The sequence below is a fragment of the Streptomyces chryseus genome, from assembly GCF_014650755.1.
Classification (GTDB): Bacteria; Actinomycetota; Actinomycetes; order Streptomycetales; family Streptomycetaceae; genus Streptomyces; species Streptomyces chryseus.
The window spans coordinates 897,250-909,899 of record NZ_BMVO01000001.1 but is presented as its reverse complement, the minus strand read 5'-3'; the positions used below and the strand labels follow the sequence as shown (position 1 = coordinate 909,899).

Below are 12,650 nucleotides of genomic sequence, written 5' to 3'. Positions count from 1 at the left end.
CCGGTCCGCCGCTGCCGCCGCGCCGCCCGCCCGGCAGGACCCTGCCAGTGCGACCGGCCCGCCGCCAGAGGTCCCAGCACGGCGAGCAGCACACCTCGCAGGTCTTCCGGCCGCCGCCCCGCCACCGGGCCCCGTACGCGCACACGGCGGGAGTCCGTACAGTCGGACCATGCCGTATCTGACGCTCACCCAGGTCGAGGCCGTCGCCCGGGCCGCGCACGCCGGGCAGACCGACAAGGCGGGCCGGCCGTACGCCGAGCACCTCGCCGCCGTCGCCGAGGGCGTCCGCGCGCGCGGCGGCTCCGAGGAGCAGATCGCCGCCGCCTGGCTGCACGACGCCGTGGAGGACGACGCGCTGTCCGCGCAGTGGCTGGCCGGGGCCGAACTGCCGCAGGCCACCAAGGACATGGTGCTCGCCCTGACCAAGCGCCCGGGGGAGGAGCTCGCCGCGTACACCCGGCGAATCCTCGCCACGCCCGGCGCGCGCCTCGTCAAGGAGGCGGACCTCGCACACAACGCGGACCCCGGCCGTCTCGCCGTGCTCGACGAGGCGACCAGGGTCCGTCTCACGCTCAAATACGCGGAGGTACACCGTCTCCTGGGACTGGAACCGGGGCCCGGGACCGCCCGCTAGGAGGACACCTTGGCGGCGGGGCGGCGCTCCCGCTGCCGGGCGTTCTCCACCGGGTCGCGGCGGAACGCCCAGTTCATCTCCGGCTCCATCGCCCAGCGGAACAGCCGCCGCACGAAGGGCGTGCAGAGCAGCGTGACCACGACCGCCATCGCGACGGTCAGGCAGATCTCGCCGAGCGGGGTGGACAGCCAGGGGTACGTCTCGAACAGGTCCGCGTAGCCGGCGCCCTTCACCAGGAAGCCGTGCAGCAGGTAGCCGCCGAGCGTGCCGGCGCCGAGCACCGTGAACCACATCGTGCGGCCCGGGACCCAGGCCAGGAAGCAGGCCGTCAGGACGAGCGAGCAGCCGAAGAGCGCGAAGGTCATGACGACCCCGGCCCACCACGGAGCGCCGATCTGCTGTGCGGCGCTGCTGTGGTAGAACCACCCGAGCCCGAGGCGGGGGGCGGCCCAGTACGCGAAGACGACCGTGGCCAGCACGACGGGCAGGGCCAGCAGCCGCACCTCGCGCCTGCGCACCATCCGGAAGTGCTCCGGCTTCAGCAGCAGACCCAGCACGAAGTACGGCAGGAACTGCAGCACGCGCTGGAGGTTGAGGTCGTCACCGATGTTGGGCGTCACGGAGGCGAGTACGGCGATGGCGAGCGCGACCGGCAGCGGGTGGCGGAGCGACTGCCACAGCGGAGTGGTCAGCCGCCAGACGAACAGGGCGATCAGGAACCAGGTCAGGTACCAGGGGTCGAGCAGGCTGATGGACTGGTCGGGATCGTCCGCCCACCGCTTGAACAGCGTGTAGGCGGTCTCGAAGATCACGTACGGGACGGCGACACCGGTGACCAGGCGCTGGATCTTCTTGCGGCTCATGTCGAAGCCGCGCGAGAAGTAGCCGGAGATGATGATGAACGCCGGCATGTGGAAGCTGTAGACGACGATGTACAGCGCGCGCGTGGCGCGACTGCCGTCCATCACCGGTTCCCACATGTGGGCCATCGCGACGAAGACGATCGCCAGGTACTTCGCGTTGTCGAAGAACGCGTCGCGGTGCTTCGGGGCGGGAGTGGCGCCCGGGGTGGGGACGGGGGTGGCGGCACGGGCCGGGGTGGCGGGCGTGGGGACTGCGCCGGCCCCGGACCGGGGGGTGGCGGTGGCGGTCCGTGCAAGGGGTGTTTCGGGCTCCTGCTCCCGGGCCGGGGGGAGCGGGGCCCTCTGATATCCGTGCGGAGCGTGAAACATCTGAGGCACCCTAGCGTCGCGCGATGGATTTCGTAAAACCTCGTTCGCAGCTCACTCCTATTCGCCGTCTACCCCGTGCGCGGAGAAGTCGACATGAAGATCGCCTTTTATGGCGAGGCTCACATCATCACGCCCGCATGGGGTAACTCATCCTGATTAAATGGTGCATACCGCCAGCGGGTGACTCTGGCGATATGTCCTGTTCATTGCGCCTTTGTCGACCGTTGTTGTGTGGGCGTTCACCCAATTCGAATTTCCTGCGAACATGATGTGTGGATGGCGAAACGATCACGTCTATTAACTCCCGCAGGGGGCAGAACAATTCAGCGTCGCGCATATGCGGCGCCCGCGCCCCGGGGTGTGCGCCGGACCTCCCGGCAGCGTGAGCCGGCCGTCGACGTTGCGTCACCCGGCAGCCGCCAGTGGTGAGTTGGTGGCACGATGGTGCCTGCGGGAGTGCGCTGGGCCGTGCGCTCCCGGGCCGGCAAGGCGGACCGACCGAGGGTGTGATCAGTTGTGGCCATTTCACTGTCTGTGGTGCTTCTGTTGGCGATCGTCCTGGTGGTGTTGATCCGCGGGGGGTCGATCAAGGCGGGACCGGCGGTGGTGGCCGTGCTCTTCGGCTTCTTCCTCGCGTCCACCGGGATGGCGCCGTCGATCAACCGCTTCCTGAACTCGATAGCGGAGACCATCAACCAGATCAGCTTCTGAAGGAGTCGCGGCGGGCGGGCGGCGCGGCTCCGGAAACGCCACCGGCCCGGCTCGGTGACGTATCACCGAGCCGGGCCGGAAGCAGTGGAGCGGGCGACGGGAATCGAACCCGCGTAGCTAGTTTGGAAGACTAGGGCTCTACCATTGAGCTACGCCCGCACAGTGCGCCGCAGGTCACGTGACCGCGGCACGAAGAGCATCGTAGCGGGTCCCCGGGCTTTGATGCACACCCGATACGACGCCCGTAAAGCGGCCGCCGTTCTGTCCCCGGGCATGTACCCTACGTGTCGCACCGACGGGGTGTGGCGCAGCTTGGTAGCGCGTCCGCTTTGGGAGCGGAAGGTCGTCGGTTCGAATCCGGCCACCCCGACCATCACCCGACATGATCCCGCGCGATCACCGGAACAAGATCGCGTTGTGGGAGTCTTCCTGCTTGCCGTTACTATGCAAACTCGTGCCCGTGTGTCTGATGTGCCGGGCTCGAAACGGCGAAGCCGCCTCCCGCGCGGCCCAGCAGAACCCCAGAAGTCAGCCCCCAAGGAGACCGAACCGTGAAGAGCGCCGTGGAGACCCTGAACCCGACCCGGGTTCGGCTCAGCATCGAGGTGCCCTTCGAGGAGCTCAAGGACAGCCTCGACGCGGCGTACAAGAAGATCAACCAGCAGGTCACGGTGAAGGGCTTCCGCAAGGGCAAGATCCCGAACCGAGTCATCGACCAGCGGTTCGGCCGTGGTGCTGTGCTGGAGGAGGCCGTCAACGACGCCCTTCCGAAGTTCTACACCGAGGCTGTCAACGAGGGTGAGCTGAACGTTCTCGGCCAGCCCGAGGTCGACATCACCGAGCTGAAGGACGGCGAGCTGCTCTCCTTCACCGCCGAGGTCGACATCCGCCCGACGATCGAGATCCCGGACTACTCCGGCATCGAGGTCGAGGTCGACGCGGTCGAGGTCAACGACGAGGACGTCGACAAGGCCGTGGAGGACCTGCGCACGCGCTTCGCCTCCACCAACGCGGTCGAGCGCCCCGCCGCCGACGGTGACGTCGTCACGATCGACCTGCAGGCCAAGGTCGAGGGCGAGGTCCTGGAGGACGGCGTCGCCGAGGGTGTCTCGTACACCATCGGTTCCGGCGAGCTCCTCGACGGCATCGACGAGGCCGTGACCGGCCTGGAGGCCGGTGGCGAGGCCACCTTCACCTCCTCGCTCAAGGGCGGCAGCGCCGAGGGCAAGGAGGCCGAGGTCACCGTCAAGGTCACCGCGGTCGCCGCCCGTGAGCTGCCCGAGCTGGACGACGACTTCGCGCAGATGGCGAGCGAGTTCGACACCCTCGACGAGCTCAAGGCCGACAGCCGCAAGCGCCTCGAGAACATGAAGCAGTACGACCAGGCCACGCAGGCCCAGGAGCGCGTCCTGGAGAAGCTGCTGGAGCTGGTCGAGGTCCCGATCCCCGAGAAGCTCCTCGAGGACGAGGTCAAGACCCGCAAGCACAACCTGGAGCACCACCAGCTCGGCCAGATGGGCCTGGACATCGAGAAGTACCTCGAGATCCAGGGCAAGACGGCCGAGGAGTTCGACGCCGAGCTGCGCGAGCAGGCGGTCAAGGGCATCAAGACGCAGTTCGTCCTCGACGAGCTCGTCAACAAGGAGAAGCTGAACGTCAACCAGGAGGAGCTCGCCGAGCACCTCATGCGGCGCGCGCAGTCCTCCGGCATGAGCCCCGACCAGTTCGCCCAGGCCGTCGTCGAGGGTGGCCAGGTGCCGATGCTCGTCGGCGAGGTCGCCCGCGGCAAGGCGCTCGCCGTCGTCGTCGAGGCCGCCAAGGTCACCGACACCAACGGTGAGGCCGTCGAGCTGGAGGACGAGGAAGAGGAGGCCGCCGAGGCCGCCGACGCCGCCGAGGCTCCCTCCGAGGAGAAGACGACCGAGGCCTGAGCCTCGATCCGATCTGCTTGATCTGCGACGACGGGCCCGGACGCATCACGCGTCCGGGCCCGTCGCCGTACGCGGGCGCCGGCCCGGAGCTTGCGCTCCCAGCGAACAGTTCGGGAAGCGGGATGGCGTTGTCCTACCTGCGCGTTAGGGTCCATGAAGAGGAGAGTGGGGAGTCCCCGCTCTCCGGTACGAAGACGCTGAGACGGCCGAAGCCGTCAGAGACGAGCAGGTGTATACGTGACGAATCTGATGCCGTACGCCGCGGGTGAGCCGTCCATCGGTGGAGGCCTCGGCGACCAGGTCTACAACCGGCTGCTCGGCGAGCGGATCATCTTCCTCGGCCAGCAGGTCGACGATGACATCGCCAACAAGATCACAGCGCAGTTGCTCCTCCTTGCCGCCGATCCGGACAAGGACATCTACCTCTACATCAACAGCCCCGGCGGCTCGGTGACGGCCGGCATGGCGGTCTACGACACCATGCAGTACATCCCGAACGACGTGGTGACCATCGGCATGGGCCTCGCGGCCTCGATGGGCCAGTTCCTGCTGACCGGTGGCACCGCGGGCAAGCGTTTCGCGCTTCCCAACACCGACATCCTGATGCACCAGGGCTCGGCCGGCCTCGGCGGCACCGCCTCGGACATCAAGATCCAGGCCGAGCAGCTGCTGCGTACGAAGAAGCGCATGGCGGAGATCACCGCCCGGCACTCCGGCCAGACCGTCGAGACGATCATCCGTGACGGTGACCGCGACCGCTGGTACTCGGCGGAAGAGGCCGTGGAGTACGGCCTCATCGACGAGATCATCAGCTCCGCCTCGGGCGTTCCGGGCGGCGGCGGCACCGGGGCCTGATCCCCGCAGCCGAGCCACCCCAGCCCACCGAACGCCACCAGGATGGTGAATACCCACATGAACGAATTCTCCGCGAGCGGCCTCTACACCGGCCCGCAGGTGGACAACCGCTACATCGTGCCGCGCTTCGTCGAGCGCACCTCGCAGGGCGTGCGTGAGTACGACCCGTACGCGAAGCTCTTCGAGGAGCGCGTGATCTTCCTCGGTGTGCAGATCGACGACGCCTCCGCCAACGACGTCATGGCGCAGCTGCTGTGCCTGGAGTCGATGGACCCGGACCGCGACATCTCGATCTACATCAACAGCCCCGGCGGCTCGTTCACGGCCCTCACGGCCATCTACGACACGATGCAGTTCGTGAAGCCGGACATCCAGACGGTCTGCATGGGCCAGGCGGCCTCCGCCGCCGCCGTCCTGCTCGCCGCCGGTACGCCGGGCAAGCGCATGGCCCTGCCGAACGCGCGGGTGCTGATCCACCAGCCGTCCTCGCAGACGGGCCGTGAGCAGCTCTCCGACCTGGAGATCGCGGCGCAGGAGATCCTGCGGATGCGCTCGCAGCTGGAGGAGATGCTCGCGAAGCACTCCACCACGCCGATCGAGAAGATCCGCGACGACATCGAGCGCGACAAGATCCTGACCGCTGAGGACTCTCTTGCGTACGGTCTGATCGACCAGATCGTGTCCACCCGCAAGAACGCGCCAGTGGGCGCCTGACGCGTGGCAGCCGACCCCTTGGCACCGGGCACGTCGATGTGAACCGTGCCAAGGGGGGCCCGAACGGGGGGCCAGGCAAGGTACCGTCGGATATGAGGCACCAGGAGACGCTGAACGTGGCGTCTCCCAGGCGAAGGGGAAGCACCTCGTGGCACGCATCGGTGATGGCGGCGACCTGCTCAAGTGCTCGTTCTGCGGCAAGAGCCAGAAGCAGGTGAAGAAGCTCATCGCAGGACCCGGTGTGTACATCTGCGACGAGTGCATCGACCTCTGCAACGAGATCATCGAGGAGGAGCTCGCAGAGACCTCCGAGGTGCGGTGGGAGGAACTCCCCAAGCCGCGGGAGATCTACGAGTTCCTCGAGGGGTACGTAGTCGGTCAGGAGCCCGCCAAGAAGGCGCTCTCGGTGGCGGTCTACAACCACTACAAGCGCGTACAGGCGGGTGAGAACGCGGGCGCCGGCTCGGGCCGTGACGACGCGATCGAACTGGCCAAGTCCAACATCCTCCTGCTGGGCCCCACGGGCTCCGGCAAGACACTGCTGGCGCAGACCCTCGCGCGCATGCTCAACGTCCCGTTCGCCATCGCCGACGCGACGGCGCTGACGGAGGCCGGGTATGTCGGCGAGGACGTCGAGAACATCCTGCTGAAGCTGATCCAGGCGGCCGACTACGACGTCAAGAAGGCCGAGACCGGGATCATCTACATCGACGAGATCGACAAGGTCGCCCGGAAGAGCGAGAACCCGTCGATCACGCGCGACGTATCGGGTGAAGGTGTCCAGCAGGCCCTCCTCAAGATCCTTGAGGGCACGACGGCCTCGGTCCCGCCGCAGGGCGGCCGCAAGCACCCGCACCAGGAGTTCATCCAGATCGACACGACGAACGTGCTCTTCATCGTGGGCGGCGCGTTCGCCGGCCTCGAGAAGATCATCGAGTCGCGGGCGGGCGCCAAGGGCATCGGCTTCGGCGCGACGATCCGCTCGAAGCGGGAGATCGAGGCGAGCGACCAGTTCCAGGAGGTCATGCCGGAGGACCTGGTGAAGTTCGGGATGATCCCCGAGTTCATCGGCCGCCTCCCCGTCCTGACCTCGGTCCACAACCTGGACCGCGAGGCGCTCCTCCAGATCCTGGTCGAGCCGCGCAACGCGCTGGTGAAGCAGTACGAGCGGCTCTTCGAACTCGACGGCGTGGAGCTGGAGTTCGAGCGCGAGGCGCTGGAGGCGATCGCGGACCAGGCGATCCTCCGCCAGACGGGCGCGCGGGGCTTGCGCGCCATCATGGAGGAGGTCCTGATGTCGGTGATGTACGAGGTCCCGTCCCGCAAGGACGTGGCCCGGGTCGTCATCACGGCGGACGTGGTCCACAACAACGTGAACCCGACGCTGGTCCCGCGCGAGCCGCGCATCATCAAGAACGACGGCCGCCACGAGAAGTCCGCGTAGCGGTCCGGGCCCGTACGCGAAGGGGCGCCCCGCCAGTCGAACTGGCCGGGCGCCCCTTCGCGTTCGTACCCGTGGTGCGGGACGACTACTTGATCTCGACGCGCACTTCGTCGCGGACCTTGGCCGCCGTGGCGGCCGCCTCGTCGATCGTCTGGCCCTTACCGCTGAGGAAGGACGCCGGGTCGGCCTGGCTCGCGGTGCCCAGGGTGCTGTGGTCGGCCCAGATGCACGACGGAATGGTGATGGCGGAGGGGGCGCCCGAGGACGAAGCGCCGCTCATGCCGGACATCTTCATCATCCGGCACTTCATCACGCCGTTCTCGAACCCGTCGGGAGTGACCGCCTCCGGTTCGCCGACGAGCTCGATCTTCATACCCGGGCCCGTGCTCTTGTCGAGGCTCTCCTTCTGCTTCGCGAACATCGCGTCCAGCACGGCTTCGGGGTCCTTGATCTCGCCCCAGACGCCGCTGAAGTTCAGCTGCTTGGCGGTCGGTCCCTCTCCGACCTTGTAGGCGGCGCCCTCCTGCTGGGGATTGGCGATGCCCACGGCTTCCAGCTCCGCCGCGTCCTTGGCGGGCAGGCCGCCGCTCGTGCCACTGGCATTGGCGGTGTTCTTCTTGTACTCGCCCAGCATCGTCTCCGGCGCCGTCAGCTTGTACTGCTTGCCGTCGTCGGCGACGTCACCGCTGCCCCCGCCCGACGTCAGGAAGTACGCGCCGCCCGCGATCACCGCGAGCACCACGACGACCACGCCCACGATCAGGCCCGTCTTCTTCTTCGGCGCGCCCGGCGGGGGCGGGACCATGCCGCCGGGGTACGGGGGCTGCTGGCCGTAGGGACCCGGCTGCTGGGGCTGGCCGTACGGAGGCTGCTGACCGTACGGGGGCTGCTGCTGGCCCTGCTGGGGGTATCCGTAACCCTGCGGAGGCGGGGCCTGCTGGGGGTATCCGTAGCCGGGCTGGCCCTGCGGGGGCTGCTGTCCGTACGGGTTCGGCTGGCCTTGCGGCGGCTGCTGGCCGTAAGGACCGGGCTGCTGCCCGCCGTACGGGCCCGGCTGGTTGTAGCTCATGGACTGGGTTCCCCTCCAGATGCTTGTGCGTTGCGAACATCCTGGCGGAACCGCCGCCGTCCCGGGGCGGCGGGGCCCTCACCGTTACCAAGAATCCGGTTTCGGTACGGGGCTGTGACGCCCGTAAACTGAGCCCGTGACCGAGAACTCATCGCAGCAGCCAGCAGCCCCCGCCCCCGAACTGCCGACCCAGTACGCGCCGGCCGAGGTAGAGGGGAAGCTGTACGAGCGCTGGGTGGAACGCGGTTACTTCGAGGCGGACGAGAAGAGCGACAAAGAGCCGTACACCGTCGTCATCCCGCCGCCGAACGTCACGGGATCGCTCCACCTCGGGCACGCCTTCGAGCACACGCTGATCGACGCCCTCACCCGCCGCAAGCGCATGCAGGGTTACGAGACCCTGTGGCAGCCCGGCATGGACCACGCCGGCATCGCGACCCAGAACGTCGTCGAGCGCGAGCTCGCCAAGGAGGGCAAGTCCCGTCACGACCTGGGCCGCGAGGCGTTCGTCGAGCGCGTCTGGCAGTGGAAGGACGAGTCCGGTGGCCAGATCTCCGGGCAGATGAAGCGCCTCGGCGACGGCGTCGCGTGGTCGCGCGAGCGCTTCACCATGGACGAGGGCCTGTCCAAGGCCGTCCAGACGATCTTCAAGAAGCTGTACGACGACGAGCTGATCTACCGGGCCGAGCGCATCATCAACTGGTGCCCCCGCTGTCTGACGGCCATCTCCGACATCGAGGTCGAGTACCAGGAGGACGACGGCGAGCTCGTCTCCATCCGGTACGGCTCCTCAGACGCCGAGATCGTCGTCGCCACGACCCGCGCCGAGACGATGCTCGGTGACACCGCCGTCGCCGTCCACCCCGACGACGAGCGGTACGCGCACCTCGTCGGCACCGAGATCGAGCTGCCGCTCACCGGCCGCCGCATCCCGGTCGTCGCCGACGAGCACGTCGACCCGGAGTTCGGCACCGGCGCCGTCAAGGTGACGCCCGCCCACGACCCGAACGACTTCGAGATCGGCCAGCGCCACGGCCTGCCCAACCTGGCCGTCATGGACGAGCGCGCGGTCATCACCGCGCACGGTCCCTTCCAGGGCCTCGACCGCCTGGAGGCCCGCAGCGCCATCGTCGCCGCGCTGCGCGCCGAGGGCCGGATCGTCGCCGAGAAGCGCCCGTACGTCCACTCCGTCGGGCACTGCTCGCGCTGCAAGACGACCATCGAGCCGCGCCTGTCCCTCCAGTGGTGGGTCAAGGTCGGCCCGCTGGCCAAGGAGGCCGGCGACGCGGTCCGCGACGGCCGGGTCGAGATTCACCCGAAGGAGATGGAGCCCCGCTACTTCGGCTGGGTCGACAACCTCCACGACTGGTGCATCTCGCGCCAGCTGTGGTGGGGCCACCGGATCCCCGTCTGGTACGGCCCGAACGGCGAGGTCGTCTGCGTCGGCCCCGACGACGAGGCGCCCACCGGCGAGGGCTGGCACCAGGACACGGACGTCCTGGACACCTGGTTCTCCTCCGGCCTGTGGCCGTTCTCCACGCTCGGCTGGCCCGAACAGACCCCGAGCGTCGAGAAGTTCTACCCGAACTCGGTCCTGGTCACCGGCTACGACATCCTCTTCTTCTGGGTCGCCCGGATGATGATGTTCGGCATCTACGCGATGGACGGCACCCCGCCGTTCCACACCATCGCCCTGCACGGCATGGTCCGCGACCAGTTCGGCAAGAAGATGTCGAAGTCCTTCGGCAACGCGGTCAACCCGCTGGACTGGATGGACGAGTACGGCTCCGACGCCGTCCGCTTCACCCTCGCGCGCGGCGCCAACCCGGGCGTCGACGTCCCGATCGGCGAGGACTGGGTCCAGGGCTCCCGCAACTTCGCCAACAAGATCTGGAACGCCACCCGCTTCGCGCTGATGAACGGCGCGACGGTCGAGGGCGAACTGCCGCCCGCCGAGCAGATGTCGGCGACCGACCGGTGGATCCTGTCCCGGCTGAACGCCACGGTGGCCGAGGTCGACGCGTACTACGAGGACTACCAGTTCGCGAAGCTCTCGGACGCGCTCTTCCACTTCGCGTGGGACGAGGTCTTCGACTGGTACGTCGAGCTGTCCAAGACCACCTTCTTCGCGGGCGGCGAGCCGGCCAAGGTCTCGGCCCGCGTCCTCGGTGAAGTCCTCGACGTGATGCTGCGCCTGCTCCACCCGGTCGTCCCCTTCGTCACCGAGACGCTGTGGACCACGCTCACCGGCAGGGAGTCGCTCGTCATCGCCGACTGGCCCAGCGACTCGGGCTTCCGCGACGCCGGGGCCGAGCAGGAGATCGGACTCGTCCAGCAGGTCGTCACCGAGGTCCGCCGCTTCCGTTCCGACCAGGGCCTGCAGTCCGGCCAGAAGGTCCCGGCCCGGCTGACCCTGGACGGTACGGCGCTCGCCCCGCACGAGGCGGCCATCCGCCAGGTGCTGCGCCTCCAGCCGGCCGAGGAGGGCTTCCACGCCACGGCGTCCCTGCCGGTCGCGGGCGCCCGCGTCGAGCTCGACCTCTCGGGCACGATCGACGTCGAGGCGGAGCGCAAGCGCCTGGCGAAGGACCTCGCGGCGGCCGAGAAGGAGAAGGCCCAGGCGCACGGCAAGCTCGGGAACGAGGCCTTCCTGGCCAAGGCCCCGGACAACGTGGTCGACAAGATCCGCGGGCGGCTCTCCAAGGCCGAGGCGGACATCGAGCGCATCACCGCCCAGCTCGCGGCGCTGCCGCAGAAGTAGAGGCGCGTACGACGTGTGACGAGGGCCCCCGCGCCGACGCGCGGGGGCCCTCGGGCATGTTCCGGGGAGCTACCAGTCGGCCAGGAAGTCCTCCAGCGCGTCGAAGTTCTCGACGCACTTGCCCGTTCCCAGCGCCACACAGTCCATCGGGTCGTCCGCCACGAACACCGGGATCCCGGCGCCCGCCGCGATACGCAGGTCCAGCCCCGGCAGCAGCGCCCCGCCGCCCGTGAGCACGATGCCGTGCTCCATGACGTCGTCGGCCAGCTCCGGCGGGCACTCCTCCAGCGTCGACTTCACCGCCGTCACGACCGCTTCGCACGATTCGTCGAGCGCCGCCCGCACCTCGGCCGCGCTCAGCTCCAGCGTGTGCGGCAGACCGCCGGGGATCTTCTCCCGCCCGCCCACGGCGAAGGTGCGGTGCTCCAGGTCGGGGTCCTCCGGCACCGGGCACGCCGATCCGATCGCCAGCTTCACGGCCTCCGCCGTCCGCTCGCCGATGAGCAGCCCGTGCTCCTTGCGCACATGGTCGGCGATCGCCTCGTCCAGCCGGTCGCCGCCGACCCGCAGCGACCACGCCGCGACGATGCCGCCGAGCGATATCACGGCCACCTCGGTGGTGCCGCCGCCGATGTCGACCACCATCGAACCGTGCGCCTTGGACACCGGCAGTCCGGCTCCCATCGCCGCCGCCAGCGGTTCGTCGACCAGATGTACGGTACGGGCGCCGACGCGCTCGGCCGCCTGGACGATCGCGCGCTGCTCGACCGGAGTAATACCGCTCGGTACGCACAGGACCATGCGGGTGCGGGGGTTGCGGCCGGGCACAGCCTTGCGCACGAAGTGCCGGATCATCTCCTCGGCGGCCCGGTAGTCGCTGATCGCCCCGCCCTTGAGCGGGCGGATCGCCGTGATCGAACCCGGCGTCCGGCCGATGGTGTCCCTGGCCTCCCGGCCGACCGCCAGGGCGGTGCCGGAGCCGGCCTGCACCGCCACTACGGAAGGCTCGTTGAGGACGATGCCCTTGCCCCGGGCATAGACGACGGTGTTCGCCGTCCCCAGGTCTATACCGATGTCCTTGGCCGTGTCACCCATCTGGAGAAACCTCCGATCGTGGTGTCCCCAGGCTGGCACGACATCGCCGGATCCGCCGCCGCAGAGCGGCCGAAGGCGGCGCGGAGGCGGTCCGCAGCCGTTCCGCAGACGGTGCGCAGGCGGTCCCGGGGCGCTCCCGGCGGGGTCCGGAGGCGGCGCGCAGGTCCTGGCGGGGCGCTGTCACCGGTGCTCCGTAGACTGGTC

The 12,650-nt window shown here is 68.8% G+C and carries 10 protein-coding genes and 2 tRNA genes; 8 read left to right on the top strand and 4 right to left on the bottom strand.

Features of this window, described 5'->3' with window-relative positions; genetic code table 11:
- The first annotated feature begins 169 nt into the window (after window positions 1–169).
- Window positions 170–634, top strand: a complete 465-nt coding sequence (locus IE185_RS04210) for an HD domain-containing protein (protein WP_138898256.1) — start codon at window positions 170–172, stop codon at window positions 632–634.
- Here IE185_RS04210 and IE185_RS04205 read toward each other — a convergent pair.
- Window positions 631–1,866, bottom strand: coding sequence for an acyltransferase family protein (locus IE185_RS04205; protein ID WP_189714606.1), 1,236 nt, complete (start codon window positions 1,864–1,866; stop codon window positions 631–633). The two genes, IE185_RS04210 and IE185_RS04205, sit on opposite strands and share 4 nt — an antisense overlap.
- 516 nt (window positions 1,867–2,382) lie before the next feature.
- Here IE185_RS04205 and IE185_RS04200 point away from each other — a divergent pair.
- Window positions 2,383–2,577, top strand: a complete 195-nt coding sequence (locus IE185_RS04200) for a hypothetical protein (protein WP_037649254.1) — start codon at window positions 2,383–2,385, stop codon at window positions 2,575–2,577.
- An 85-nt stretch (window positions 2,578–2,662) separates the two neighbouring features.
- Here the strand turns inward: IE185_RS04200 and IE185_RS04195 are convergent.
- A tRNA-Gly gene (locus IE185_RS04195) sits at window positions 2,663–2,736 on the bottom strand.
- A gap of 137 nt (window positions 2,737–2,873) precedes the next feature.
- Here IE185_RS04195 and IE185_RS04190 point away from each other — a divergent pair.
- The 5 genes from IE185_RS04190 to clpX all read left to right on the top strand — a co-directional run bounded on the left by IE185_RS04190 (window position 2,874) and on the right by clpX (window position 7,521).
- A tRNA-Pro gene (locus tag IE185_RS04190) sits at window positions 2,874–2,950 on the top strand.
- 178 nt (window positions 2,951–3,128) lie between these two features.
- Window positions 3,129–4,508: a trigger factor gene (gene tig, locus IE185_RS04185; protein WP_138894506.1), complete on the top strand. Its 1,380-nt coding sequence runs from the start codon at window positions 3,129–3,131 to the stop codon at window positions 4,506–4,508.
- Between the two features lie 249 nt (window positions 4,509–4,757).
- On the top strand, window positions 4,758–5,363 hold the full coding sequence (locus IE185_RS04180) for an ATP-dependent Clp protease proteolytic subunit (RefSeq protein ID WP_138894507.1): 606 nt from the start codon (window positions 4,758–4,760) through the stop codon (window positions 5,361–5,363).
- A 42-nt stretch (window positions 5,364–5,405) separates the two neighbouring features.
- Window positions 5,406–6,077 (top strand): ATP-dependent Clp protease proteolytic subunit, encoded by a 672-nt coding sequence (locus tag IE185_RS04175; RefSeq protein ID WP_138894505.1) that lies wholly within the window; start codon window positions 5,406–5,408, stop codon window positions 6,075–6,077.
- 148 nt (window positions 6,078–6,225) lie between these two features.
- Window positions 6,226–7,521: an ATP-dependent Clp protease ATP-binding subunit ClpX gene (clpX, locus tag IE185_RS04170; RefSeq protein ID WP_138894504.1), complete on the top strand. Its 1,296-nt coding sequence runs from the start codon at window positions 6,226–6,228 to the stop codon at window positions 7,519–7,521.
- Window positions 7,522–7,606: 85 nt separating this feature from the next.
- On the opposite strand, the gene IE185_RS04165 is transcribed toward clpX, so the two are convergent.
- Entirely contained in the window at window positions 7,607–8,590 is a 984-nt protein-coding gene (locus IE185_RS04165; protein ID WP_138894503.1) for a hypothetical protein, read from the bottom strand.
- Between the two features lie 136 nt (window positions 8,591–8,726).
- Between IE185_RS04165 and IE185_RS04160 the strand changes: the two genes are divergently transcribed.
- Window positions 8,727–11,351 (top strand): valine--tRNA ligase, encoded by a 2,625-nt coding sequence (locus IE185_RS04160; protein WP_138894502.1) that lies wholly within the window; start codon window positions 8,727–8,729, stop codon window positions 11,349–11,351.
- A gap of 69 nt (window positions 11,352–11,420) precedes the next feature.
- Here the strand turns inward: IE185_RS04160 and IE185_RS04155 are convergent, their stop codons facing one another.
- On the bottom strand, window positions 11,421–12,446 hold the full coding sequence (locus IE185_RS04155) for a rod shape-determining protein (protein WP_138894501.1): 1,026 nt from the start codon (window positions 12,444–12,446) through the stop codon (window positions 11,421–11,423).
- Window positions 12,447–12,650 lie beyond the last annotated feature (204 nt).

Bases quoted from the DNA above. Each gene is read 5' to 3' on its own strand.
- IE185_RS04205 (WP_189714606.1), bottom strand. From the start codon at position 1,866: ATGTTTCACGCTCCGCACGGATATCAGAGGGCCCCGCTCCCCCCGGCC.
- IE185_RS04165 (WP_138894503.1), bottom strand. From the start codon at position 8,590: ATGAGCTACAACCAGCCGGGCCCGTACGGCGGGCAGCAGCCCGGTCCT.
- IE185_RS04155 (WP_138894501.1), bottom strand. From the start codon at position 12,446: ATGGGTGACACGGCCAAGGACATCGGTATAGACCTGGGGACGGCGAAC.
- IE185_RS04175 (WP_138894505.1), top strand. From the start codon at position 5,406: ATGGTGAATACCCACATGAACGAATTCTCCGCGAGCGGCCTCTACACC.
- IE185_RS04180 (WP_138894507.1), top strand. From the start codon at position 4,758: ATGCCGTACGCCGCGGGTGAGCCGTCCATCGGTGGAGGCCTCGGCGAC.
- IE185_RS04210 (WP_138898256.1), top strand. From the start codon at position 170: ATGCCGTATCTGACGCTCACCCAGGTCGAGGCCGTCGCCCGGGCCGCG.